A 26,767-nucleotide genomic window follows, 5' to 3' on the forward strand; every position below is an offset into this window, starting at 1 on the left:
TTGGGATTCAACTGCAACCAGTGTGTAGCGGTATGCTTTCCCCAAAATTTAAAATAAGGAGAGTAAACACAGTGAAGAGTAGTCACTGTGTTTACTCATTTTGATTTTTTTGGAAAGGAGGAAATCCCGATTAACATTTCTAAAAGAGAAAAGAAAATTATCGAGCTGCTCTTGGAACAAAAAAACGGAGTGACATTAGACTTTTTGACCGAGGCTCTTCGTGTTAGTGACCGGACGATTTACCGTGAAATGTCGAGTCTGGAAAGCACATTAGCCAAAAGCCAAATCAAATTAGTTCGAGAACCGGATAAGGGGTATCGTTTAATTGGCAATGCTATTGCACTCCAGGAATTGCAAGAAAATCTGCATGACTCCTCTAAAGAATTGTCGGTTCAACAACGCCAGAGCATCTTAGTTATCCAATTGTTGCTAAATGAAGAAGAAGTTAAAATGGAAGCTTTAGCCCTTGAACTTCAAGTGAGCGTGGGGACGATCCAATCAGATCTACAATCGATAGAAGAAATTTTTAAAGACTATAAAATTGAAATTCAAAGAAAAAAATCCAAAGGCATCAAAGCCGTTGCTGAAGAAAGCAATCGCAGGTTGATTATTAGCGGATTGATCAGCAGCGAAATCAACGAATACGATTTTTCTCGATTGCTCGAGAGCTTCTCAAAGAAAAATAAAGAGAGCCAATGGGTAAAAAGAGAGAACTTGTTTTTAAATCTATTGGATGAACAAGTGTTGACCAATGTGTACTATGTTCTAAAAGAGTTTGATCAAGATTTCTTTAAACAAGTGACCGATACTCAATTTCAAAAACTCATTATTTTGTTGACCTTTTCCATTATGCGCATCAAGCAAGGCTATACTTTGGAATCCTTCCATACGCCGTTAACGACGGTTGAAGACTCCACAAGTGTCAGCATCGCGAAAGGAATTTTTCAAGCTACCCAGAAGAGGGATGCTATTGAAGTAAACTTGGCAGAAACTTATTTTCTGGCTCTTCAGATAGAAGGCTTGAATGTCCACATACGAAAAGAGTTCTTTTCAGAAGGTTATGATGCAGATTTGAGTTTTAAGGTGAGCGAATTGATTCGTAGAGTTTCTTATCAAATGGATTGGGATTTCAATCAAGACGAAACCTTGTACAATGATTTGCTGGCTCATATCTCTGCTGCGGTTAAGCGAGCGATGGCGCCGATGCCAGGCAATGTAAGTTCACTACTACAAAAGATACATTCACAGTATCAACAATTGAGTCTTGTAGTGGAGGAAAACTTAAAAGAAGTCTTTACAGACATTGAGTTTTTACCTGATGAAATCATCTATATCGTGATTCATTTTGCCTCCACCTATGAGAAGTTGATTGCTAGACAGCATGTTTCTGTATTGGTTATTTGTTCAAGTGGTGTCGGCATGGCTAAAATAGTGCAAAACCGTTTAAAGAAAAATATTCCAGAAATATCTGATATCGCGACCTCGCGTATTTCTCAATTGGATCAACTAGAATTGGAAGACTACGATTTGATTCTCTCCACGATTTTCTTGCAAGGGTTTGAATCAGAATACAAAGTTGTTACGCCATTGCTGATGGATGATGAAATCAAAAGCATCCGGATGTCTATTAAACAATTGCTATCCGAAAAATTGAAAAAACAGCCTTCTGATACTAAAAATCTAGTGACATCGCCGATAGAAGAAAATGAATTTAAAACCTTTTATCATAAAATGACGATCGTAAATCAGTTATTCGAACGGTTCGATTTGAAGAAATGGCAGAATCACCGCAATATAGAAGAACTGATTGAATCTATTTGTTTGTATTTGGAAGAAGAAGCCGTTCTTTCGAATCCCGAAAAAATCAAATGGAAGCTGCTGGAGCGCATGACTATAGCTCCTATTGGTTTACCTGGAACGAACATGGCTTTATTCCATTGTATTGATTCAGAAGTGACCGTGCCGTACTTTGCTATTTATGACATTCCGGCATCTTTTGTGATGGATTCGATTGATAAAGGGACCATTGAGATGAAACGAGTGTTAATGATGCTTGGTCCTGAACCTTTAAGCGAGGCGGCTCAAGAAGTATTGGGATTGATCAGTTCTGCTATTGTTGAAAGTGACTTGAATTTAGAAATCTTTAATGCTGGTTCGAAAAAATTGCTCACCAATTATTTAAATGCCTTATTTTTAGAAAAATACCAAAAACAATAATGAACAAGAAAGAGGATGAATAAAATGGACATTTTAAAAAAAGAAAACATTCGTTTAAACCAAGCTTTTGTAGATAAAGAGGAAGCTATCCGTTACGCTGGTCAAATTTTAGTTGATGGAGGATATGTAGAAGAAGGCTACATTAAAGAAATGATTCAACGCGAAGAGAATTTAACCACTTATATGGGCAACTTTATTGCTATTCCGCATGGTACAGAAAATTCAAAAGATATGATCAAAAAATCAGGACTTTCTGTTGTCCAAATTCCAGGCGGCGTTAACTTTGGAACAGAGGAAGATGAAAAAATGGTCAGCATTGTTTTCGGAATCGCTGGAGTCGGCAATGAGCATTTGGACATTCTTTCAAAAATCGCTATTTATTGCTCAGAGATCGATAACGTTGTTAAATTAGCAGATGCAACTACAGCAGAAGAAGTTTTATCTGCATTGGAAGGGGTCGAATAATATGCAAGCTATTCATTTTGGCGGAGGCAATATTGGCAGAGGGTTTATTGGAGAAGTTCTATCTGAAAATGGATTCGACATTGCATTTATCGATGTCAATAAAGACATCATTGATGCCTTGAACCAGTACAAAGAATATACGATCGAATTAGCTGAAGAAAATAAAAAACACATTACGGTCAAAAATGTTTCCGGCATCAACAATGGTACCCATCCTGAAGAAGTCGTGGAAGCTTTTAAACAGGCAGCCATTGTTACGACTGCCATTGGCCCGAAAATATTGCCGTTTATTGCACCATTGATAGCTGAAGGAATTCAAAAACGTAAAGAAATGAACTCTACTCAACCAGTAGATGTGATTGCTTGTGAAAATATGATTGGCGGAAGTGATTTCCTTAAAAGCGAAGTTATCAAGCATTTATCGGATGAAGAAATTCAATACGTTGAACAATACATTGGATTTCCTAATGCAGCTGTTGACCGGATCGTTCCTCTGCAAACGCATGAAGATAAATTATTTGTTTCAGTTGAACCTTATAAAGAATGGGTCATTGACGAAAGAGCTTTGAAAAATAAAGACCTTAAGTTAACCGGCGCCCATTATGCAGAAGATTTAGAACCGTATATCGAAAGAAAATTATTCACTGTGAATACCGGACATGCGACTACAGCTTATACCGGAAAATATGCGGGTTACAAAACCATAGATGAAGCTTTAAAAGATGAAGAAGTAAAAGCGCAAGTTGAACACGTTTTAGGCGAAACAGGTGCTTTAATGATTGAGAAGTGGGATTTCGATGCAGCTGAGCACCAAGCTTATATTGAAAAAATATTGTCACGTTTCATGAACCCTTATATCTCAGATGATATTACACGTGTAGCAAGAACACCGATGAGAAAATTAGGCTACGATGAACGGTTTATCCGACCTATTCGGGAAGCAAATGAAAGAGGATTGTCTACTGAACATTTAATCAAAACAGTAGCCAAAATATTGGTTTATCGTGATGCTGCTGATGAAGAAAGTCAAAAGCTAGCTGAATTATTAGCAGGAAAACCAGTTGAAGAAGTTATTAAGGAAGTAACAGGTTTGAAAGACAAAACCTTAATTGATAAAATCGCGGACGAATACACTAAAGTAGTCTAGTATCTAATCAAAACGATTCAAGGAACCACCAACATTCAGCAAAAAGCTGCTAATGTTGGTGGTTTTTTTGTCATTAAACGATTTCAAGCAACTATTTGGACATCGCTGAATGAAAAAACGGAAGCCGGTATTAGCCTTTCAGCTGTTCACTGAAAGGTTAATAAATGTAAGCGGTACAGTTAGGTGATATAATAAGAAGAAAAAGAAGGTTTTTTTGAAAATAGTGCAATTGGAAGGAGAAAAAAATATGATCTACACCATTACATTGAATCCAGCCATTGACCGTTTGTTATTCCTTGAAAAAACATTGGTCAAAGAAAAAAACAACCGGCTTAGTAAAGTCGAGTATGATTTAGGCGGAAAAGGTCACCATGGTTCTTTTGCGATGAGTACACTAGGCGTAGAAAACCAAGCATTGGGTTTTTGCGGTACAACGAACAAAAGTAAATTGGAAAAAATTTTAAAGGAAAAAGAACTCAATTATGATTTGGTAGAGGTTTATGGAAAGCCGACTCGAGAAAGCTATGTTATTTTGGAAGCGAACGTTAGCGGTAGTATCTTGATCACTGAAAAAGGTTTTAGAGTCTCCAGTTATGATATAGAATTGTTGACTGAAAAAATTGAAGAAAAGATTCAAGAAAAGGATATCGTTTTGATTGCCGGCTCGATGCCGCCGGGATTCGAACTGAGAGATTTGGAAGAGTTGCTGCATGTATTGAAAAAGAAAAACTGTTTTATCGCATGCGATCTTTCGGGAACAGCATTGACTAAAGCAGTTGAAGTAGGAGTAAACTTTATCAAACCGAATGCCTTTGAAATACAAGAAATTGTTTCCGCAGAAAATCCTTTACTAGAGAACTTAAAAGAACTGTCTAAAAAAATCGATTATGTCGTTGTTTCGCAAGGAAGTGAAGGCAGCATTTGCAGCCATGATGGTGAGTTTTACCAAATCACGGTTCCTAAAGTCGTTGCAGTGAATGATACGGGTGCCGGTGATTGCTTTGTCGGGGCTTTCTTAGCAAATTTATCTTTAGGAAAGCCATTGACTGAGACGTTAGCCTTTGCGAGCGGTTGTGCTGCAAGCAAAGTGCAATACACGAACAGCACAACATTTAGTGTGAAAGAAGCTAAGTTGTTACAAAAGAAAGTACGAGTTGAAAAATTACAAATGGACTAAAAATAAACAAATTATTAACAAGTCACCATCAGATTTGCCTTGGAAAGAAAAGGCATTTGCTTGATGGTGTCTTTTTTAAGACCATCATTATTAAATAACTGTATATATTGTGCATAAAGCCAGAATAAGGATTGACACTCATTAGAATACAATGGTAAGATATGCCCATTGCATTAGATTTTGATTAGTTTATTTTCTTTCATCTTAATCAAATCGACTAAAAAAGCACGATTTATAGGGGAGGAATTTTTATGCAGGATATCTTGACAGCTTTCACAAGTGGAAGCTACTTTTATTTTTTGATTGTAGTTGGTATTTTTGCGATTGGGGACTTCTTTGGGATTCTTTCCAAAGCTAAAGTTTCATCTGTATTTGTGGCATTATTTTTATTTCTTATCGGTTTTTTGACGAATGTCTTACCCGCTAATATTATCGAATTAGCTGGTTTATCGGAATTTGGCAGTTTATCGGCCGGTTTATTGATTTTTCATATGGGTACGATGATCAATTTAAAGCAATTGGCTGAAGAATGGCGAACCGTTTTGACAGCCGTTGTATCCATGTTGGTTGTCATGTTGGCTTGTTTAGCGGTCGCTCCAATCGTCGGAATTAAGAGTGCTATTGTAGCAATTCCAGTGTTAAACGGCGGGATCGTGTCGACACAAATCATGAGTGGTGCAGCTTCTGAAATAGGTTTAGCTATTCCTGCTGCTTTAGGAGTAGTGCTATACGCTATTAAGAAGTTTGCCGGTTCTTATCCAGCTTCCTTTTTTGGAGTAAGAGAGGCAAAGGACGTTTTGGCTGATTACCGCAGCAAGCAAAAAAAGGTATTAACGCCAAGTGAAGAAGAATCTATGCAAGCAGACTTACAAAAAAACATCGGCTTCGCTGATAGAAACAACAAGTATTTTACTGATTTTGTCTGTGTAGCAATTGCTGTTTTCTTTGCTTGGATTGCAGTTTCACTAGGAACAGTCACTCCTATCAACTATTCGATTTGGGCTTTGTTATTTGGAGCAGTGATGAGTTATACCAAGTTGGTTCCCAACAAAATCTTAGAAAAAGGGAAAGCCTCTGGATTGCTGTCCATGTTAGTCTTTGCGACAATCGTTCCTTCGCTGGCTAACATTAGTGTGGCTGACTTGCTTTCATTAGGTCTCTCGACTATTTTGCTGATCGGGGTGTCTTTGATAGCTTTATACATTGTTTTCTATTTACTGCCAGGTTGGAAACTGACAAAAACTAAAAATTTAGCTATGGGAATTGCCATGGGACAATTTTTAGGCTTCCCAGCAACTTTTTTGATTTCAAACGAAATTGCTAAAGCCGTAACGGATGATCCTGAAGAACAAGAAATAATTCTAGAACACATTATGCCAGCTTATGTAGTAGCCGGATTGTCGACAGTTACGACGTTATCCATTGTGATCGCTGGAGTTTTCGTTAACTTTTTATAAACCATTAAAATGCAAAGGGGAATACCTATGAAATTTGATCCAAATTTATTTCATTACGCATCAAGACGTAATTTAGTTTACGGCCATAAAGGAATGATTGGCAGCGCAAGTCCGCTGGCGTCGCAAGCAGGACTAGAAATACTGAAAAAAGGCGGAAATGCCATTGATGCAGCAATTGCTACTTCAGCGGCATTAACAGTGGTTGAACCTTCAGGGAATGGGATTGGAGGCGACGCATTTGTTTTGGTTTGGTTTGAAGGGCAAATGTATGGCTTGAATGCCAGCGGAGCAGCACCCGATTTGATGACTTCGGAATCTATTGTAAAAAAAGGTTACCAAGAAATCAGCAAATTTGGATTAGATCCTGTTTCTGTTCCAGGGCTGCCTAGCGGTTGGGTAGCTTTATCTGAAAAGTTTGGCAATTTGCCTTTAACAGAAGTGTTGGAACCAGCAGCTAAAATTGCTGAAGAAGGCTTCCCAGTTGCCAGTAATGTTGCGCGTTTATGGAAACGATACTATAAAATTTACTCAGCTGCTTTAAAAGATTACCCTGTTTTGAAAACGTGGTTCGATGTTTTTTGCCCAGATGACCGTCCGGTGGAAGCCGGCGAAATGTGGTCTTCTGAAGGTCACGCTAAAGCCCTGCGAGAAATTGCCAACACAAATGGAGAATCGTTTTACCGCGGGAAAATTGCGGATGAGATCGATGCATTTTCACGGGAGCATGGCGGCTACATACGCAAAGAAGATTTGGAAAAGCACCAAGTAGAATGGGTCGACCCTATTTCCACGAATTACCGTGGTTATGATGTTTGGGAACTGCCGCCGAATGGGATTGGTGTAATTGTCTTAATGGCTCTCAATATCCTAGAGAACTTAGAGTTAAAAGGGAAAGACGATATTGAAACGTATCATAAGCAAATTGAAGCCATCAAACTGGCATTCAGCGATGGTTTAGAGCATATCGCTGATCCCAAAGCGATGAAAGTTGAATTAGAAGCGATGTTATCAAAAGAGTATGCAAAAGAACGCAGCGAGTTGATTGGTGAAGAAGCGTTAACGCCAGCTCCTGGTGAGTTGGATAAGTCAGGGACCGTTTATTTTGCAACAGCCGATAAAGACGGCAACATGGTTTCTTATATCCAAAGCAACTACACAGGTTTTGGCTCCGGAACGGTTTTACCTGGATGGGGAATCAGTCTGCATAATCGCGGTTGTCAATTTACTTTGGAGAAAGGTCATCCAAATTATTTAGTACCGGGTATGCGTCCTTACCATACCATCATTCCTGGATTTCTAACGCAAGGCGATACCGCTATTGGACCGTTTGGTGTGATGGGCGGACCATTGCAGCCTCAAGGGCATATGCAGCTGGTCAGCAGTATGATTGACTTTCATTTGAATCCGCAAGATGCACTAGATGCTCCCAGATGGCAATGGATCAAAGGAAAACACATTCAAGTTGAACCGAGCATGCCTTTCCATGTGACCGAAGCGCTGATGCGAAAAGGACATGAAGTGGAAGTGGTCAATGAAACGATTATGTTCGGACGCGGCCAAATCATTTTGCGTGATAAGAATGGTGTTTTAGTCGGTGGAACAGAACCAAGATCAGACGGGTATTTATCTGTCTGGTAAACTAACAAAGACAAGTCTTCCCATTTTTGTGGTGACTTGTCTTTTTTTTTATTGGCGGCTAGATTTGATCCAAAAGGATAAACTTCATTAAACAAGCTGAAACTTATATAATAACAGTAAAGCCATTCAGACGATAACGTGTAAATGGTTCATATGAGGAGAGTGAGTGTCCAAATGAAAATTGTCATTGCACCAGACTCGTTTAAAGAAAGTTTAACCGCATTAGAAACAGCCAATGCTATTGAAGAAGGATTTAAAAAAGTATTTCCTGATGCAGAATATGTAAAAATTCCGATGGCTGATGGAGGCGAAGGAACAGTGCAGTCTTTAGTTGATGCTACAAAAGGAAGGCTAGAAACGCTTAGTGTTCAAGGACCATTAGGGGAACCAGTAGAAGGATTTTACGGTATTTCAGGAGATGGTACTGTCGCCATTATTGAAATGGCGGCAGCTTCAGGATTGCACTTAGTTCCCCCTTCGGAACGGAATCCATTGATTACCTCTACATGGGGTACTGGAGAATTGATTCAAGAAGCTTTAAATAAAGGGGTCAAAGAAATTTTAATTGGCATCGGAGGCAGTGCAACCAATGATGGTGGTGCTGGAATGATTCAATGTCTAGGCGGGGAACTGCTGGATAAAAAAGGACAACAAATCATCCCTGGCGGAATCGGCTTAGCTGATTTAGTTTCAATCGATCTTGCCAAATTAAACCCAAAATTAAAAGAAGTTGAAATCAAAGTAGCGTGTGATGTGGACAATCCTTTAACCGGACCTAAAGGAGCTTCTTATGTTTATGGATTCCAAAAAGGCGGTACAGCGGAACAAATAGAACAACTCGACCAAAATTTAGCACACTTTGCCCGTTTGATTCGTCAGGATTTGAATCAGGACATTGAATTTGTTGCTGGAGCAGGAGCAGCTGGCGGTTTAGGTGGTACTTTGATGGCTTTTCTAGAAGCGAAGTTGCAAAATGGCGGTGAATTGGTTAGCGGGTTGGTCGGTTTAGCAGATGAAGTCCGCAATGCCGATTTAGTTATCACGGGCGAAGGAGGGATCAACCATCAAACGATTTATGGAAAAACGCCTATTTGTGTGGCTAAAATTGCTCAAAGGTATCAAGTGCCGATCATCGCTATTGCCGGACGATTATCTGGTGATTATGAGGCGATTTATGAACATGGAGTGACGGCCGTCTTCAGCATTCTTTCTGAAATTACTTCTTTAGAGACCGCATTGGAAACGGGATATGAAAATATAAAACAAACTACACAAAACATTGCGGCAGTTATTAAGATTGGAAAGAAATAATAAAGAGGAATTATAGTAGTCGATAGGTTACTTGTTACACAAGTTATAGATGTAAGCAAAAATAAAAGAGTTTTTTCTTTTTTTATGAAAGCCGAAACGATATTATCCGTTAAAAAATGATAATGTAGGAAGAATTAAAGAAAACTACAGAATTAAATCACTAACGTTTGATATATAAAGAGCAGTTTTGGTATGATTAAGTTTAGACAATGGCTTATCTGCAAAAACAAGCACAATGGAAGGAACGATTAGATTGGAAAATTATAAAAGAAGAATTGAATTGAAACAAGATGTTAAAGATCTCTTTCGTGGGAGATGGAAAGACGCGATTTTACTAAATTTAGTACCAACATTATTGATGTTAACAATTGGCGTAATAGGTGCAATTGTTATAGTTGGAATAATGAATCAACCTATGTATGTCGCAGCTGATTATATGCCGAATTATGAAACGAGTTTTTCTGATAACGCTGGAACTGCTGGTGGCATTATTTCTACATTGATAACTGTCGGGATTTCTTATACATTTTTAGATTGGTTTAGAAATCCAGAATTGACTATCCATCCATTTAAGAATGCTTTTCAAGTTTTTACTAAAAAGTATTTTCTAAGATCCGTATTAATTTATATTATCATTTCAATATTCACCTTTTTTTGGACACTGTTATTTATTGTTCCAGGAATTATTAAATCATTAGCTTATTCCCAAGCTTATTTTATTTATAAAGACCGTACAAATCATTCTGAAAATGAAAAACCATCTGCATTAGATTGCATTACTGAAAGCAGAAGAATGATGGATGGACACAAGTGGGAATATTTTAAATTACAACTAAGTTTCATTGGTTGGGGACTGCTTAGCATCTTGACTTTCGGAATTGGATTCTTATGGTTAAATCCTTATATGAATGCTACTATGGCCGCTTTTTATGATGACTTATCTGCAAATTATTATAGAACCGAACAAGTAGAAATAATCTAAAAAGAAACATAAAAAAGTTCCCATCAGTCTAAATGATGGGAACTTTTTTTGTTCAGAACAGAGAGGAGCTTTTATCCTTGAGAAATTTCTTGGCTTAATTTATATAAATTAAGAGGATCGGTTATATGCTTTTTATTCTTTAGAGTGTCAAGAAGGTCATTTTCTACGTATTTATTTTCTACGTTTCCTAAGCTTAGACCGCCTTTACCGGCCATCAGCAACTCAACAGCTTTTGCTCCGAAAACACTTGCAAGCACACGGTCGCGGGCTGTAGGAGAACCGCCTCGTTGAACATGTCCTAATACAGTGAAACGTGTTTGGAAGTCTCCATATTTGCTAAGTTCAGCAGCAAATTTATCTGCTTTCATTACGCCCTCAGCAACAACGATAATACTATGTTTTTTATCGCGTTCTCTTCCGATGCGAATCGTGTTTGCAATTTCTTCCATATCAAATTCTTTTTCAGGAATAATGATTTGTTCCGCTCCGCCAGCAATGCCTGACCAAAGCGCAATATCGCCAGCATCTCTGCCCATAACTTCGATAACCAGCGTCCGGATGTGGCTGGTAGCTGTATCTCTGATTTTATCAATAGATTCTAAAACAGTGTTGATAGCTGTATCAAAACCAATACAGAAATCAGTTCCAGCAATATCATTATCAATCGTAGCAGGTATGCCAATGGTCGGATAACCGTGCTTTGTTAAAGCAAGGGCTCCTTTATAAGAACCATCTCCACCAATAACCACTAAACCTTCAATACCGAATTTTTTCAGCTGCTCAATACCTTTTAATTGTCCTTCTTCAGATGCAAATTCGGGATAACGAGCAGAATACAGGAACGTTCCTCCTTTGTAAATCTTTTCACCAACATCAGAAACGGTTAATTTTCGGATGTCTCCAGCCACTAGTCCAGCAAATCCGTAGTTGATTCCAAAAACTTCGATGCCTTCGTAAACCCCTTTACGAACAACAGCTCTAACAGCTGCGTTCATACCAGGAGCGTCTCCTCCACTTGTTAAAACAGCAATACGTTTCATGTTTTTCACCTCATAAATGTATTTGATCTCATTACTATCTACAACAACCTTTATCTATTATAGATAGTCTAAGCGGTCAAGTCTAGAACCTTATCTGAAAGTTAGAATTGGGTTTCAGATAATGATGCTTATTTTTTCATTTTAACATTTAACTCTAATGGAATATACTAATTAGGACTATTCCTTATAGTTGAGATTTTTTAAAATATTTACTAAACTTTACTTGACCTTTTTTACTGGAAGAAATAGAATAAGAGTAACACTACGAATCAAAGGAGAATGATGATGGAATTGACAGAATTAAAACAAAAATTTCAAGATTTTTTTGGCGACAAAGAAATGAAAGCGTTTTTTGCTCCGGGTCGGATTAATTTAATCGGTGAACACACAGATTATAATGGCGGGAATGTTTTTCCGTGTGCGATCACACTTGGGACTTTTGGCTTGGCTGCTAAAAGAGAAGATACGACAATCAATTTGTATTCTGAAAATTTTCCTGAGTTAGGCATTATCTCATTTGATGTAACGGATTTAGAGTATCGTAAGGAAGATAAATGGACAAACTATCCTAAAGGCGTCATTAAGTACTTGAAAGAAGCAGGGTATGAGATTGATACGGGAATGGATGTTGTGATTTACGGAAATATTCCTAATGGTGCCGGATTGTCTTCCTCTGCTTCGCTTGAGATGCTGACAGGTGTTATGCTGGAAGAGTTGTTTAACCTAAATGTAACTCGTTTGGATTTGATAAAAATCGGGAAGAAAGTAGAAAATAAATTTATCGGTGTCAGTTCTGGTATTATGGACCAATTTGCAGTAGGAATGGGCGAAAAAGATAAAGCTATCTTATTGGATTGCAATACGCTTGAATATGAAATGGTTCCTGTCGAATTAGGCGACAACAAAATTGTCATTATGAATACGAAAAAACGTCGAGAATTAGCAGAATCAGGCTACAATACACGTCATAGCGAATGTGAACAAGCATTGGAAGAGCTACAAAAATTTGTTTCTATTCCATCATTGGGTGCTTTGGATGAAGCGACCTTTGAAACGTATCAAGATCAATTGTCAAATCAAATGATCAAAAAACGAGCGCGTCATGCTGTAAGTGAAAACCAACGGACATTAAAAGCAGCACAAGCATTGAAAGCTGGGAATTTAAAAGAATTCGGATTATTGATGAACGCTTCGCATATTTCTTTGCGGGATGATTATGAAGTAACGGGTATAGAATTGGATACGTTAGTACAGGCGGCTTGGGATCAACCTGGTGTGATCGGGGCACGCATGACCGGTGCAGGATTTGGCGGATGTGCGATTGCATTGGTTGCTGACGATCAAATTGAGACCTTTATTGAAAAGGTTGGGAAAGTGTATGAAGCTGAAATCGGTTATCCAGCTGAATTTTATATTGCCAGTATCAGCGACGGCGCAAAAATGCTAGAGGAGGCGTAACATTATGACAGTAGTAGTACTAGGCGGGGCAGGATATATTGGGTCGCATGCCGTTGACCAATTGATTGAACGCGGGTATGAGGTAGCGGTGGTCGATAACCTGCAAACGGGTCATCAAGAAGCCATTCCAGCGCAAGCACGCTTTTATCAAGGCGATATTCGCGACAAAGTTTTTTTGAGCAGTGTTTTCGAGAAAGAAACGGTTGAAGGAGTGCTGCATTTTGCTGCCAATTCGCTGGTCGGCGAATCTATGCAAGAACCGTTGCAGTATTTCAATAACAATGTCTATGGTACACAAGTGACTTTAGAGGTAATGCAGCAATTTGGCGTTAAGCCGATCGTTTTTTCTTCATCGGCTGCTACTTACGGCGAACCGAAAGCCATTCCTATTAAAGAAACAGCTGAAACCAATCCAGAAAGTCCTTATGGCGAATCGAAATTGATGATGGAAAAGATGTTGAAATGGTGCAGTAAAGCTTATGATATGCAATTTGTTGCCCTACGGTATTTCAATGTGGCTGGAGCAAAATGGGATGGCAGTATCGGGGAAGACCATTCGCCAGAAACTCATTTGGTTCCCATCATTTTAGAAACGGCTTTAGGACAACGTGAACAAGTAGCTATTTTTGGCGAAGACTACGATACGCCAGATGGCACATGTATTCGCGACTATATTCATGTGGTCGATTTGATCGAAGCACATATTCTAGCTTTAGAGTATTTGAAAGCAGGCAACCCAAGTTCTATTTTTAACCTAGGCAGCAGTGTAGGTTTTTCAGTCAAAGAAATTTTACAAACCGCACGACAAGTGACGGGAAAAGAAATTCCGGCTAAAATTGAAGCACGCCGAATGGGCGACCCAAGTACCTTGATCGCTTCAAGTGAAAAAGCTAAAACTGTTTTAGGGTGGAATCCAAAACAAACGGATGTGAGAGACATTATCGCTTCTGCTTGGCGCTGGCATGAGCTGCATCCAGAAGGTTACCAATCCAAAAAATAAAAAAGGGGCTTTTTACTTTTATGGGTAAGCAAAAGACTATCAATCAACTTATTACTGATTTTATTGAATTAGGGGTTTTCCAGCAAGAGATCGATCCACTGGATAAAATTCTAAAAACAAATGAATTGTTGCGCTTATTGAAAAAAGAAGATTTTCAACAAAACTTAGCAGCGTCTGATCCGCTGCCGGAACGGTTAGCCGTCTTGGATCAGCTTATCGAATATGCAGTGCAGGAAAAAGTCATTGAAGATATCCAAGCTGCGCATGAGATACTAGGCGCAGAGATCATGAGTTTGATCACCCCGCTGACCTCTGAAGTAAATCGCCAGTTTTGGGAGCGTTACGTTTTCGGACCGCAAGCGGCGACGGATTATTTTTATCAATTAAGTCAGTCAAATGATTACATTAAAACACGCAGCATTGCGAAAAATATCCAATTTTATTTTCCTTGTGAGTTCGGCAAACTGGAGATAACGATCAATCTGTCTAAACCAGAAAAAGATCCCAAACAAATAGCATTGGAGAAGCATGCGGGGAGTTCCGGTTATCCAATCTGTTTGCTGTGTATGGAAAATGAAGGCTATGCCGGACGCGTTAATCACCCGGCCAGAAGCAACCATCGCATTGTCCGAATGTTGGTGAATAAGGAATGCTGGGGTTTACAGTACTCGCCATACGCTTATTACAATGAGCATTGTATTTTTTTATCGGAAGTTCATAAACCCATGAAAGTGGAAAAAGCTACTTTCAGTAAACTGCTGGGGATCGTTGAACAGTTTCCTCATTACTTCGTAGGGTCTAATGCCGATTTGCCGATTGTTGGGGGATCAATTTTATCGCATGATCATTATCAAGGAGGTCGCCATACTTTTGCAATGGCTGAAGCGGAGGTAAACTTTTCATTTCCGTTAGATGCTTTTCCAATGATTGAAGCAGGAGTTGTTAACTGGCCGATGTCCGTAATCCGGCTGAAGAGCGCCGATAAAGAAGCGATGATTGAAGCGGCTGCCTTTATTCTAGAGCAGTGGCGCGGATATTCTGATAAAGAAGCGGCTATTTTAGCTTATACGGGTGAAGTGCCGCATAATACGATCACGCCCATCGCACGTCGCAAAGGAACTGATTTTGAATTGGATCTGGTTTTACGAAATAACCGGACGTCAGAAGAATTTCCGGATGGTATTTTCCATCCGCATCCTGATGTACAGCACATCAAGAAAGAAAATATCGGCTTGATCGAAGTTATGGGTCTAGCAATTTTGCCGCCGCGATTAAAAACAGAGCTGCAAGAAGTTGAACAGTATTTATTGGATAAACCTAATGACCTAGCGGACTCTCATAAAGAATGGGCAAATGTGTTGAAAGCAGAAAAACAGCCGACTGCAGCAACTGTTCACCACATTGTAGAAGAAGCTGTAGGAGAAGTTTTCTTACGTGTATTGGAAGATGCGGGAGTTTACAAACAAACGCTGGCAGGACAAACGGCCTTTAAACGATTTATCAAAACGTTACAGTAGGAGAATAGGAGGAGCATTTAAATGAAAGTAAGCAAACGTCCTTTTGGAAAAGTGGATGGCGAACCAGTTTACGAGTATACTTTGGAAAATACCAAAGGGATGCAATTATCGGCGATGAATTACGGAGCTGCTGTGACGTCTATCCTGATGCCGGATAAGTTCGGCAAAAGTAAAAATATTGTATTGGGCTTTGATTCAGTAGATAAATATGTTGAACACCGCCCATTTTACGGTGCAACGATTGGCCGTGTTGCTGGTCGGATCGAGGGCGGGAAATTTAAGTTAAAAGATAAAACGGTTCAGGTGATGGTCAATGAAGGTGAAAACCACCATCATGGTGGAAACCCAGCTTTTGAATCACGATTTTGGACAGTCGAAACAAAAGCAGCAGCAGATGGCGATGAAGGCACGTTGACGTTTACTTATGTAAGCCCGGACGGTGAAAATGGTTATCCAGGTAATTTGACGGTGCAAGTGGTTTATACATTAACGGAACAAAACGAGTGGAAAATCCATTATACAGCCACTACAGATGAGACAACCTTATTTAATCCGACGAATCATGTTTATTTTAATTTGACAGGCGATCATACGAAAGGTGTTTTAGAGCATGAACTTCAACTGAACAGTGATCGTTATGCTCCTTTGCGAGAAGACTCTATTCCAACTGGCGAATTAGCGGATGTAACCGACACGGATTTTGATTTTAGACGATCAAAACTATTGAAAACGGGTGTAGATAGCGACCATCCACAGCTGCAGTTAAATCGAGGATACGATCATCCTTTTGTGCTGAACCATTCATTGAACCAACACCAAACAGACGGTCAAATCAGCGATCCGGTCAGCGGTCGACGTGTGTGGTTTACGACCGATCGTGAGGCCGTCGTTGTGTATCTAAACAATTGGGCGGATGGGGCTTATGACATCGACAGTCAACCTGTATTAGCTTATTCAGGAGTGGCATTAGAGACACAGACCTTACCTGATGCGATCAACCACAAAAATTTCGGCAATAGTATTTTGAACCCGGGTGAAACTTTTCAGTCAGAAACGGTTTACCACTTTGATTTAATTTGATAAAAAATAGACTGAAAAGAAAGTAGGAAAAGCATGGCAACGATTAAAGACATCGCTGAAAAAGCCGGTGTTTCAAGTGCAACGGTTTCGCGAGTGTTGAATTATGATGAAACGTTATCGGTAGGCGACGATACAAAGAAGCGTATTTTTGAAGCAGCTGAAGCTTTGGACTATACCAAATACCAGAAAAAGAGAGCTAAAAAAAAGGGCAAGCTGGCAATCGTGCAGTGGTATACTGAAAAAGAAGAACTGGATGATTTATATTATTTATCCATCCGGCTGGGTGTTGAGAAACGCGCGGAAGAAGAAGGGTATGAAGTCATTCGTTTTTTTCAAGATACAGATATTGACACAACTGCAGATATTGAAGGCATCGTAGCGATTGGGAAATTCAGTGATTCTCAAGTTGAACGGTTAACAGGGTGGACAAGCAGCATTTGCTTTGTGGATTTCGATTTATTGGACCGTAAGCTGGATTCGGTGGTCGTTGATTTTGAGCAGGCCGTTCATTCCGTAATGGATTATTTAACAAAAAAAGGCCATCAGAAAATTGGATTTATCGGAGGACAGGAAAATTACGGAGACCGATCCAACACGCCTGTGGATAAGCGATCTATTCTAGTGGAAAACTATCTTCATCGTTTGAACTTGTATCAAGAAAAGTATCGGTTTATCGGTTCTTTCAATGTGACATCAGGTTATCACTTAATGAAGCAAGCAATGGAAGAGTTAGGCGATGATTTGCCAGCAGCTTTTTTTATGGCCAATGATGCATTAGCTATTGGTGCTTTACGAGCGTTGCAAGAAGCGGGAATTTCTGTTCCAGAACAAGTTGAAGTGATTGGTTTCAATGACATCAGTGTGGCTAAGTATGTTTACCCAACATTGAGTACCGTTAAAGTTTATACGGAAATGATGGGAGAAGCCGGTTTTGATCTGTTAATGGATCAGCTTGAATCGAATCGGCGAGTAGCGAAGAAAATAACGTTATCCACAGATTTGATTTTACGTGAAAGTACCACATAAAAAACAATCAAAATAGAAAGAAGAGTTCACCTGATAGCTAAAATTGCTGTTTAGAAGCAATTTTAGTTTTCGGGTTATTTATTTTTGGGTTTTTCCGTTATACTGCAAGTGTAGGATAACAGTCAGAGGAGTAGCTTGAAGGCTTTTCTAGGTCTAAAAACAACTATTTGGTATGATTAGAAATGAGAGTGAGGTTTTTTTATGAAAAAGAATTCCAGACAGCCAGCAAGAAAACGAAAAGAAACAACGAAACAACCGAGCAATGCTAAAACAACTAATTATGTAGTAAAAGAGCCGACTGAGTTACTAGCATTTTTGCTGCAAGAAAAAGTGAAAAACAGCCGAAATTCAATAAAATCCGTTTTGAGCCGTGGACAAGTGATAGTAGATGGAAAATCTATCACACAGCATAATTATTCATTGCTACCTGGACAAACAGTAGGCATTATCGCTAATAAAGTCGCCATCAAAGAGAATGCATTAGTTGGGGTCAGCATTTTACATGAAGATGAAGACATTATTGTGATCAACAAAGAAGCCGGCATGTTGTCTATGGCTTCTAAAAATGAAAATGATTTGACAGCTTATCGACAATTAACGACTTATGTTAAAGAAGACAATCAAAAAAACCGCATTTATATCGTTCACCGTTTGGATAGAGATACGTCAGGCGTGATGTTGTTTGCGAAAAGCGAAGCCGTAAAAACAGCGCTGCAAGAAAAATGGAGCGATGTTGTGAAAGAAAGAATTTATACGGCTTTAGTTGAAGGCGTAGTTCGCAAGGAAGAAGGAACCATCAGTTCTTGGTTAACAGAAAATAAAGCCATGCGCGTCTTTTCAAGCCCAGTTGATAATGGCGGGAAACATGCGGTCACTCATTACAAAAAAATCCGATCAAACGAACAGTTTTCGCTATTAGAAATTCAATTGGAAACAGGCCGTAAAAACCAAATTCGTGTCCACATGGAAGAGATGGGCCATCCAGTTGCAGGCGATAAAAAATACGGATCAAGAATCAATCCTTTAAAACGTCTGGGTCTGCATGCATCCACTTTAGCTTTAGTACACCCTAGAACAGGAGAAGTTGTCCGTTTTCAAGCTAAAGTACCAAAAATATTTTTACAAAATTCTAAATAACAGAAAGAACAACAGCCAAGCGTTCCCAAATAATGGGAGAACTTGGCTGTTTTACTATTCAGTTAATTTTGCTGATTCCAAATCTTATTGAGTTGAAAAGCATCATCTTGCGGTTGATAACCCAAAGCAACGCGTGCTTGATCGATATCCAACCGTGGAAAAGTATTGTTAGAAATCCCGTTGACCAATAAAAACGGCTCTTGGAGTTCAGCGGATAATGTGCAATCGATCAAATGGCAAAAGTCTCTGGCGGATAAAAAATTGGCCATCCCTTCAGGACCGGAACTTGGATCAAGTTCGCCTTCTTTTTTAAAGTCGCCGATTCGAATACCGATGATCTCCTGATTCGTTGTATAAGCATAGTAACTAGCTAAAGCTTCTGCATAAGCTTTAGAGACGCCATATAAGTCAGCAGGGCGAACCGGTTGATTGGTGTGCACTTGAACATTTTGCGGGTAAGCATCGACTGCATGAATGGAAGAAGCAAAAATGATGCGTTTTACATTAACGCCCTCTTGAGTAGCTTGATGGAACAGATTATAAGGGATTTTATAGTTCAGATCTAATAACGTGTCGTAGAATTCAGCATCTGGGCTAGGATCGCCGGCTAAATGCAAAACATATTCAATGCCGTCTAATAATCCGACCCAATTTTTTTCAATGGATAGATCCAAATCTTTTGTTTCGGTTCCAGCTAGAAGTTCGGGATCGATATCAGAAAAATGAATATCAACTAACGTTAATTCGTGGCTGCTTTTTAAATGCTTTGTAATGACTTGTCCAATCGTTCCGGTTGCGCCTGTAATTAAAATTCGTGCCATTCAGTGATTCCTCCTTGTCAATAAAATAAAAAAAGAGAAAAAAGGCACTACAACTGCAGTGCCTTTTAAAAGTAAAATTAGTTATTGTTGCGATCAGCACGTTCATCCGCGCGATCTTTCATCTCGTCTTTTGTTTCGCCGACTTTTTTCTCTACTTCGCCTTTAGCTTTTTGAGCTTTTCCTTCGGCTTGTTTGCCTGTGTTATCGGTAGCATCGCCATAAGCGTCTTTAGCTGAACCGACCGCTTTGTCTTTCATACCTTTTAATTTGTCTTTCATGCTGTTATCTTTGTCTGCCATGTTGTTTTCCTCCTAATAAGTATATTATTAAAAAAACAATTCTCACTGCTGTACAAGTTGTGCTGGTAAAGAGTTCAAAAACAACTTGTGACAAAAGTGTGAACCTCTCTTACAACTAAAGTCTAACGTGTTTATTTTAAAAAATCAAACGATAACCCTTTCAAGTTAGTATCAAGATATCCTAGGGAAAGGCATAAAAAAGGCAAAACCTCTTCTAATCCCTGACACTTAGAGCGTTTGCTGATTTTTCGGTTGGTTTTTCTTATAGCAAAATGTTCGGATCCGAACATTTTCCAAACAACCAACAACCTACTACATCATATAAACTCATTTTTGAGCACAGTGATGAGATAGGGCTCATCAAATTACAAATAGATGGCCGTTTCTCGTACCTTTTACGAGCTAGACAGGCTCTAGCTCTAACCATTCACTCCGAATCTAAGGAAACGGGACAAATAAGCCCTGAACCGAGAGAAGTTTGTCTCGGATCGTGAAAAGCACACCTCTACTGCACGAGTCACACTGATTAGCTGGCAACCCCTTATAGTTAGATCATAAAAGGAAGCCTGTTAAAATGGCATATGAAAGAAGGGTTTCTCTATCACGACGACTATTTTAAAAATTAGCTGGCAACCATTGATCAAATGAATTGTTCTTTTGATTTATAGTCATGAACGGTACAAGTGGTTCGTCTGCTTAATCTTTCGTCTATTATGTGCTAAAATATAAAGATAAACGAAACAATAGGAATTTATTTAGAACTGAGGCGTTTTACAATGAAATTATTAGCAATCGATGCATCCAATCAAGTGATGAGTGTCGCAGTTTTGGAAGATCAAAAAATTATCGGAGAAGTAACGACAAACGTGAAAGGTAATCACAGCCAACGATTAATGCCAGCGATTCATACGTTAATGAAAGAAGTTAATTGGGAACCGTCTGCATTGGACCGAATCGTTGTTGCAAAAGGTCCTGGATCATATACAGGCTTGCGAATTGGAGTGACGATCGCAAAAACACTAGCTTGGACATTAGATAAGGAAATAGTCGGCGTTTCTAGCTTAGCTGTATTAGCAGGCAACTGTGAAGAGTCGCCGAACTATTTAGTGCCGTTATTTGACGCTCGACGCGGCAATATTTATACAGGTTTGTATCAATGGCAAAAAAGGGAATTAGTCCAAATTGAAGCAGATACTCATATTTCAGCGGAGAAATGGGCTGTTTTTTTAAGTGGTTTACCTGGAACATTTGAATTGATTGGTGAAGATCGTTTATTACACCAAGAGATTTTTGAACAACATTTATCTGGACGGATAACTGAAGCGCCTTTGAAAGATCATTTGCCCAAAGCCGGTGTTTTAGGATTATTAGGGATAACGAAAGTGCCGGAAGATGCCCATACCTTAGTCCCAGATTATTTAAAGCTGGCAGAAGCGGAGGAAAATTGGCGTAAAGAGCATCCAGATCAGCTGGAGGAAACGTATGTTGAAAAAATTTAGAGAGTGGTTCGCGATGAACCGAGCAGCACTGAATAAAGCAGAAGGACAATCTTGGCCGACGACATTAGCAAACCGAGTTCATCTATCAACGGCTGTGATGCGGTTGGAAGACGACCAAGCTTTTCAATGGTTCGTAGCAACAGATGAAGATATTCCAGATATTGTCCGTATCCAAGAACTCAGCTACAACGGAAGTGCTCCTTGGAATAAAAAGGCATTGGAGCATGAAATCAATCACAATACACGTGCGCTGTATTTGATTGTAAGAGACCAAGAACGCCCGCTAGCCTTTATTGGCGCTTGGTTTGTTGAAGAAGAAGCTCATATCACCAATATTGCAGTAGTACCTGCTGAACGAAACAAGGGAATTGCACTGCGTTTAATGAAAGAAATGATGCAATTGGCACAAAAAGAAGACATGGTGAAAGTCAGTTTAGAAGTACGAGTTTCAAATGTTGCGGCTCAGCACTTATATCGAAAATTAGGCTTCAAAGACGGAAAAGTAAAAAAAGAGTATTATGCTGGAGATCATGAAGATGCTTTAGAAATGAGTTTATTGTTAAGAAAGAGGGATAGTTATGAACCGCATTAAAACTGAATCTCGGGAAATTCAGTTTGTTTTCCCAGAAGAAGTGCTATTGTCTAGTGAACAAATTCATCAACTGGCTGAAGCTAGTTACTCTAATGGTTCGCCTTGGACAGCAGAAAACTTCTCGACAGATTTAGAAGCTCCGTTTGTTGGGTATGGTTTTGCAATCAAACATCAAAAAGCGATAGGCTTTATTGGTTACCACCATTTTTTAGGCGAAGCAGAGATTACGAATTTTGGGGTGGATCATGCCTATAAAAACCAAGGAATCGGCAGCCAATTTTTAGGTGCCTGTTTAAATCATTTAAGCGAAAATGGAATGGAACAACTTTTTTTAGAAGTACGTTCCAGCAATAAAGCAGCCATTGCCGTTTATCAAAAATTAGACTTTGAAAAAGTAGCTGTACGCAAAGCTTATTACAGGAATCCCGTAGAAGATGCGCAAGTGATGCGCTATAGCAAGTTAGTGAACGGCGACTAAAAATGTCAGGTAGAAGAGAGTGAAAGCATGGAAACCAAACGAAATTTAATTTTAGCAATTGAAACAAGTTGTGATGAAACTAGTGTGGCAGTAGTCGAAAATGGGCATCGCTTGTTGTCGAATATAGTCGCTTCACAAATCAAGAGCCATATGCGTTTCGGCGGAGTAGTCCCAGAAATTGCAAGCCGGCATCACGTTGAACAGATTACGCAATGCATTGAAGAAGCATTGGAAGAAGCCTCAGTTGCTTACCAAGAATTATCGGCAGTTGCCGTAACAAATGGTCCTGGATTAGTGGGAGCATTACTGATCGGCGTTAATGCAGCTAAAGCGATTGCGTATGCTTATAACTTGCCTTTAATTGCCGTTAATCATATGGCAGGACACATTTATGCCAATCGATTGATCCAGCCGCTGGTTTTCCCGTTATTGGCTTTAGTGGTCAGCGGAGGACATACTGAATTAGTGTATATGGAAGAAGATGGAAAATTTGAAATCATCGGCGAGACTCGAGACGATGCAGCCGGAGAAGCCTATGATAAAATTGGCCGGGTCTTAGGACTGCCTTATCCGGGCGGCAAACGCATTGATGAGATGGCACAAATCGGCAAAGATACGTATCATTTCCCGCGAGCGATGTTGAAAGATGATAATTATGATTTTAGTTTTAGTGGGTTAAAAAGTTCTTTTATCAACTTAGTCCACAATGCTAAACAAAAAGGCGAGGAACTAGATGCTGATAATTTAGCGGCTAGTTTTCAAGCAAGTGTTGTGGAAGTGCTCGTAACAAAAACAATCCGGGCCGCTAAGGAATTGGGAGTTAAGCAGCTAGTCTTAGCTGGCGGTGTCGCTGCAAATCAAGGCTTACGAAACGGATTATCAAAAGCGATGGCTCAAGAGTTGCCGGAAGTGGAGTTCTTGATCCCGCCTTTGGCACTGTGTGGAGACAATGCCGCCATGATTGGCGCTGCAGCCTATATAGAATACAACCAACAACAATTTGCAGATTATGATTTGAATGCACAACCAGGTTTAACCTTTGATAGTTATGAAGGCACATTGTCTTGATGATTAAAATAATATTGAAGCAAAAAAGATTAAGTTCAATTGGACTTAATCTTTTTTGGCTTTATCTAATACATTTTTTAACAGCAGTGTCTGCAATTCAACCAATTCAGAAAGCAAAATAGCAGTATAAAACTATGGTAAAATTGAAAAGTATAGAAGTTTAGAAAAGAGTATCAATAAGTTTCTTACAATTCAACAGGTATTAAGATTCAGGAAGGAAGTACAAAAAAATGGATTTTGAAACAGTTATGCAGGAGCTTGAAGCTTTGGGCAAGGAAAGAATGAAGAAAATGTACCTATCTAATGGAGCCCACGAGCCGCTTTTTGGTACGGCTACAGGCGCTATGAAACCCATCGCAAAGAAAATAAAAATAAACCAACCGTTAGCTGAAGAGCTTTATGCTACAGGGAATTATGATGCCATGTACTTTGCAGGTATTATTGCCGATCCAAAAGCCATGACAGAGTCGGACTTTGAGCGCTGGATTGATGCAGCCTATTTTTATATGCTGTCCGATTACGTGGTGGCCGTAACATTATCTGAGTCAGACCATGCACAAGATATTGCCGATAAATGGATTGCAAGCGGTCAAGAGCTGAAAATGTCAGCAGGCTGGAGTTGTTACTGTTGGCTTTTAGGAAACCGTCCAGACAATGAATTTTCTGAAAGTAAGATGTCTAATATGCTTGATATCGTGAAAAATACGATTCATGATTCGCCAGAGCGGACGAAAGCTGCTATGAATAATTTTCTATACACTGTGGGAGTATCATTTTCACCACTAAACGAAAAGGCTAGTGAGACTGCAGCAGAAGTAGGCATCGTAGAAGTCAAGCGGGAAAAGAAACAAAACAGTTTTCTAAACGCTTATGAAAGTATTCAAAAAGAGATGGATAAAGGAAAGTTAGGTTTCAAACGCAAATATGTAAGGTGTTAACATTAGCTTCGTATGAGAAGTTGAAGTTAGTGATTAGACGAGGCGGATAAGTGAGAGAAATTTTTTCGGAAACTTCATTCCCTTAAGAACTATGAATACGATTGACAAAGAATTATTTAACCTCAGTTGTTTGTAGAAAAAAGGACATAGCCTATTAGTCTCATAAAATAGGCTATGTCCTTTTAAATTTAGTTAATTGTTTTCAGTTTAGATCTTTTGAAGCAAGGTTTGCTTCAAAAGATGTCGATCAATCACTGAGCTCTTCTAATTCAATGCTTTTTTCTTCCCACTCTGCTAAAATACCGTCAAGCTGGGAGTGTAGAGCAGTTAATTCTTGATTGATTTCTTGTACTTTTACATGATCGCCAAACACTTCAGGTTCGGTCAACTGCAATTCAAAAGTTTCGATATTTTGTTCGATAGCGGACATGTCGGTTTCCAGTGTGTCGACTCGGCGTTTCAATTGTCGGACCAGTTTTTGGGCATCTTTATCGATTTCGCGTTTGTTTTTTCCGGTGGAGTTAGTGGGCTTGGATGGAATGCCTTTTTGTTCTAGCTCTTCTGCTTCAGCAAGTTGGCGGAGTTCTTCTTGCTGGGCTTTTTTCTCCAGATAATAGTCATAATCTCCCAGATAAAGGGTACTGCCTTCTGCCGATAATTCTACCACTGAAGTCGCTAACCGATTAATAAAGTAACGGTCATGCGAAACAAATAAAAGTGTGCCGTCGAAATCGATCAAAGCATTCTCTAACACTTCTTTGCTGTCAATATCTAAATGGTTGGTCGGCTCATCCAAAATCAAAAAATTATCGCGGTGCATAGACAGTTTAGCTAAAGCTAGACGAGCTTTTTCTCCACCGCTTAGACTAGTGACCGCTTTTTCAACATCTTCGCCTGTAAACAAAAAGCTGCCCAAAATGCTGCGGATATCTTTTTCAGGAGTTGTTGGGTGACTGTCCCATAATTCGCTTAAAACAGTTTTGTTGGAATTCAAATTAGCTTGTTCTTGATCGTAATACCCTAAATCAACATTAACCCCTAATTGCTCACTGCCTTGAATCAATGGCAACTGGCCAATCAAAGACTTTAATAAGGTAGATTTTCCGATCCCGTTCGGTCCGACTAAGGCAATTGAATCGTATTTGCGAACTTCTAAATCAATCGGAGCAGATAGGATTTGGCGTTCATACCCAATAGCTCCATCGGCTAAGGTCAACACCATATTGCCGCTTTCTTTTCCGGATTGAAAACGAAAATGAGCTGATTTTTCATCGCCTTGCGGTCGATCGATTCGCTCCATTTTCTCTAGTTGTTTCCGGCGGCTTTGTGCTCGTTTGGTTGTAGAAGCCCGAACCAAGTTGCGGTTAACAAAGTCTTCTAATTTAGCGATTTCTGTTTGCTGCTTTTCAAATTCTTTCCATTCGCGTTCTAATTGAGCTGCTTTTAAATCTAGGTACTTGGAGTAATTTCCTTTATAATGAGTGATTTTTTGACGGCTGATCTCGTAAACTTCGTTGACGACTTTGTCTAAAAAGTAACGGTCATGTGAAACGATCAATAATGCCCCGCGATACATTTGCAAATAGTTCTCTAACCAATCCAATGTTTCGATATCCAGGTGATTAGTCGGCTCATCCAAAATCAATAAATCTCTTTTTTCTAATAACAGTTTAGCTAGCGCTAAACGTGTTTTTTGGCCACCTGATAATTGATGGATCTTTTTTTGATAGTCTTCTTCGTAAAAACGGAAGCCATGCAAAACAGAACGGATCTCGGCTTCGTAACCGAATCCGTTAGCTGCTCGAAAGTCGTGTTGCAATTGATCGTAGCGTTCTAAGGTTTTTTGATAAGCCTCTTTATCGGCTAACAGTCCTGGGTCGCCCAATTGAACTTCAATGGCACGCATATTTTTCTCGATTTGGATCACAGGTTCGAAAACGACCAGCATTTCATCCCAAATGGTTTTCTCGGATTGCAAGCCGGTATTCTGTGCTAAATAACCAATCGTAATATTTTTACTCTTAACGATCCGTCCAGCATCAGGTTGTTCAATTTCTGCAATCATTTTTAATAAGGTCGATTTTCCGGCACCGTTTCGACCCACTAAAGCAACACGTGCATTTTCTTGGATTTCTAAGTAAATATTTTCAAACAACACATCTGCTCCAAAATAACGAGCTACATGTTGGACTTGTAGTAAAATCATGTCATTTCCTCATTTCATAGTTCTCTTTTATAGTTTAGCATAGAACGAAACATTCTGATATTATTCGAACAGATTTTTTTGGGTCAGAAACCCTTGATTCACAAGCGAAGTTTGTGAATGTTCACAAGCAGAAAAGTGCCTCTATCATTTTTTTTGGAAAAATAACGTCCTAAATACTAGTAATATCATAAAACTATGCTATAATTGCTTAGTT

Annotated in this window: 23 protein-coding genes; 19 read left to right on the forward strand and 4 right to left on the reverse strand. The window is 39.3% G+C overall.

Going from position 1 to position 26,767, the window contains the following annotated elements; translation table 11 throughout:
* Positions 1-87: 87 nt before the first annotated feature.
* The 8 genes from NY10_RS10230 to NY10_RS10265 all read left to right on the forward strand — a co-directional run bounded on the left by NY10_RS10230 (position 88) and on the right by NY10_RS10265 (position 10,394).
* A complete protein-coding gene (locus NY10_RS10230; RefSeq protein WP_231726736.1) occupies positions 88-2,217 on the forward strand; it encodes a BglG family transcription antiterminator in 2,130 nt (709 codons plus the stop codon).
* Positions 2,218-2,241: 24 nt separating this feature from the next.
* Positions 2,242-2,682 (forward strand): PTS mannitol transporter subunit IIA, encoded by a 441-nt coding sequence (locus NY10_RS10235; RefSeq protein WP_058919853.1) that lies wholly within the window; start codon positions 2,242-2,244, stop codon positions 2,680-2,682.
* A 1-nt stretch (position 2,683) separates the two neighbouring features.
* Positions 2,684-3,829, forward strand: a complete 1,146-nt coding sequence (locus NY10_RS10240) for a mannitol-1-phosphate 5-dehydrogenase (RefSeq protein WP_058919854.1) — start codon at positions 2,684-2,686, stop codon at positions 3,827-3,829.
* Positions 3,830-4,076: 247 nt separating this feature from the next.
* Complete coding sequence (locus NY10_RS10245; protein ID WP_058920314.1) at positions 4,077-5,006, forward strand: 1-phosphofructokinase family hexose kinase; 930 nt, start codon at positions 4,077-4,079, stop codon at positions 5,004-5,006.
* Between the two features lie 251 nt (positions 5,007-5,257).
* Complete coding sequence (locus NY10_RS10250) at positions 5,258-6,463, forward strand: hypothetical protein (RefSeq protein ID WP_058919855.1); 1,206 nt, start codon at positions 5,258-5,260, stop codon at positions 6,461-6,463.
* Positions 6,464-6,490: 27 nt separating this feature from the next.
* Positions 6,491-8,101 (forward strand): gamma-glutamyltransferase family protein, encoded by a 1,611-nt coding sequence (locus NY10_RS10255; protein ID WP_058919856.1) that lies wholly within the window; start codon positions 6,491-6,493, stop codon positions 8,099-8,101.
* A 174-nt stretch (positions 8,102-8,275) separates the two neighbouring features.
* Positions 8,276-9,412 (forward strand): glycerate kinase, encoded by a 1,137-nt coding sequence (locus NY10_RS10260; RefSeq protein WP_058919857.1) that lies wholly within the window; start codon positions 8,276-8,278, stop codon positions 9,410-9,412.
* 253 nt (positions 9,413-9,665) lie between these two features.
* Positions 9,666-10,394, forward strand: coding sequence for a DUF975 family protein (locus NY10_RS10265; protein WP_197408963.1), 729 nt, complete (start codon positions 9,666-9,668; stop codon positions 10,392-10,394).
* Positions 10,395-10,465: 71 nt separating this feature from the next.
* Here the strand turns inward: NY10_RS10265 and pfkA are convergent, their stop codons facing one another.
* On the reverse strand, positions 10,466-11,434 hold the full coding sequence (gene pfkA, locus NY10_RS10270; protein ID WP_058919859.1) for a 6-phosphofructokinase: 969 nt from the start codon (positions 11,432-11,434) through the stop codon (positions 10,466-10,468).
* A 285-nt stretch (positions 11,435-11,719) separates the two neighbouring features.
* Between pfkA and NY10_RS10275 the strand changes: the two genes are divergently transcribed.
* The 6 genes from NY10_RS10275 (at position 11,720) to NY10_RS10300 (ending at position 18,652) form a co-directional block, all read left to right on the forward strand.
* The gene (locus NY10_RS10275; protein ID WP_058919860.1) at positions 11,720-12,892 is read left to right on the forward strand and encodes a galactokinase; all 1,173 of its coding nucleotides are present in this window, start codon (positions 11,720-11,722) and stop codon (positions 12,890-12,892) included.
* 4 nt (positions 12,893-12,896) lie between these two features.
* Positions 12,897-13,892, forward strand: a complete 996-nt coding sequence (gene galE / locus NY10_RS10280) for a UDP-glucose 4-epimerase GalE (RefSeq protein WP_058919861.1) — start codon at positions 12,897-12,899, stop codon at positions 13,890-13,892.
* Positions 13,893-13,912: 20 nt separating this feature from the next.
* Positions 13,913-15,409, forward strand: a complete 1,497-nt coding sequence (gene galT / locus NY10_RS10285; RefSeq protein WP_058919862.1) for a UDP-glucose--hexose-1-phosphate uridylyltransferase — start codon at positions 13,913-13,915, stop codon at positions 15,407-15,409.
* 21 nt (positions 15,410-15,430) lie between these two features.
* The gene (locus NY10_RS10290; protein WP_082664234.1) at positions 15,431-16,489 is read left to right on the forward strand and encodes an aldose epimerase family protein; all 1,059 of its coding nucleotides are present in this window, start codon (positions 15,431-15,433) and stop codon (positions 16,487-16,489) included.
* A gap of 33 nt (positions 16,490-16,522) precedes the next feature.
* Positions 16,523-17,515 carry a LacI family DNA-binding transcriptional regulator gene (locus NY10_RS10295; RefSeq protein ID WP_058919863.1) on the forward strand — a complete coding sequence of 331 codons (993 nt, stop codon included), beginning with the start codon at positions 16,523-16,525 and terminating at the stop codon, positions 17,513-17,515.
* 201 nt (positions 17,516-17,716) lie between these two features.
* On the forward strand, positions 17,717-18,652 hold the full coding sequence (locus NY10_RS10300; protein WP_058919864.1) for an RluA family pseudouridine synthase: 936 nt from the start codon (positions 17,717-17,719) through the stop codon (positions 18,650-18,652).
* A 62-nt stretch (positions 18,653-18,714) separates the two neighbouring features.
* Here the strand turns inward: NY10_RS10300 and NY10_RS10305 are convergent, their stop codons facing one another.
* Both NY10_RS10305 and NY10_RS10310 read right to left on the reverse strand, forming a co-directional pair.
* Positions 18,715-19,473, reverse strand: a complete 759-nt coding sequence (locus NY10_RS10305) for an NAD-dependent epimerase/dehydratase family protein (protein ID WP_058919865.1) — start codon at positions 19,471-19,473, stop codon at positions 18,715-18,717.
* 77 nt (positions 19,474-19,550) lie between these two features.
* The gene (locus NY10_RS10310) at positions 19,551-19,772 is read right to left on the reverse strand and encodes a CsbD family protein (protein WP_058919866.1); all 222 of its coding nucleotides are present in this window, start codon (positions 19,770-19,772) and stop codon (positions 19,551-19,553) included.
* Positions 19,773-20,548: 776 nt separating this feature from the next.
* Here NY10_RS10310 and tsaB point away from each other — a divergent pair.
* From tsaB to NY10_RS10335, 5 genes are all read left to right on the forward strand, one after another.
* Positions 20,549-21,271 (forward strand): tRNA (adenosine(37)-N6)-threonylcarbamoyltransferase complex dimerization subunit type 1 TsaB, encoded by a 723-nt coding sequence (gene tsaB / locus NY10_RS10315; RefSeq protein WP_058919867.1) that lies wholly within the window; start codon positions 20,549-20,551, stop codon positions 21,269-21,271.
* Entirely contained in the window at positions 21,255-21,863 is a 609-nt protein-coding gene (rimI, locus tag NY10_RS10320; RefSeq protein WP_058919868.1) for a ribosomal protein S18-alanine N-acetyltransferase, read from the forward strand. The genes tsaB and rimI (NY10_RS10320) overlap by 17 nt, the downstream gene beginning before the upstream one ends.
* The gene (gene rimI / locus NY10_RS10325; RefSeq protein WP_058919869.1) at positions 21,850-22,341 is read left to right on the forward strand and encodes a ribosomal protein S18-alanine N-acetyltransferase; all 492 of its coding nucleotides are present in this window, start codon (positions 21,850-21,852) and stop codon (positions 22,339-22,341) included. Before rimI (NY10_RS10320) ends, rimI (NY10_RS10325) begins: the two co-directional genes overlap by 14 nt.
* A gap of 27 nt (positions 22,342-22,368) precedes the next feature.
* Positions 22,369-23,409, forward strand: coding sequence for a tRNA (adenosine(37)-N6)-threonylcarbamoyltransferase complex transferase subunit TsaD (gene tsaD / locus NY10_RS10330; RefSeq protein ID WP_058919870.1), 1,041 nt, complete (start codon positions 22,369-22,371; stop codon positions 23,407-23,409).
* Positions 23,410-23,639: 230 nt separating this feature from the next.
* Positions 23,640-24,347 carry a DNA alkylation repair protein gene (locus NY10_RS10335; RefSeq protein ID WP_058919871.1) on the forward strand — a complete coding sequence of 236 codons (708 nt, stop codon included), beginning with the start codon at positions 23,640-23,642 and terminating at the stop codon, positions 24,345-24,347.
* A gap of 247 nt (positions 24,348-24,594) precedes the next feature.
* Here the strand turns inward: NY10_RS10335 and NY10_RS10340 are convergent, their stop codons facing one another.
* A complete protein-coding gene (locus NY10_RS10340; protein ID WP_058919872.1) occupies positions 24,595-26,553 on the reverse strand; it encodes an ABC-F family ATP-binding cassette domain-containing protein in 1,959 nt (652 codons plus the stop codon).
* Positions 26,554-26,767: the final 214 nt, after the last annotated feature.

The organism is Carnobacterium sp. CP1 (assembly GCF_001483965.1).
Taxonomy (GTDB): domain Bacteria; phylum Bacillota; class Bacilli; order Lactobacillales; family Carnobacteriaceae; genus Carnobacterium_A; species Carnobacterium_A antarcticum.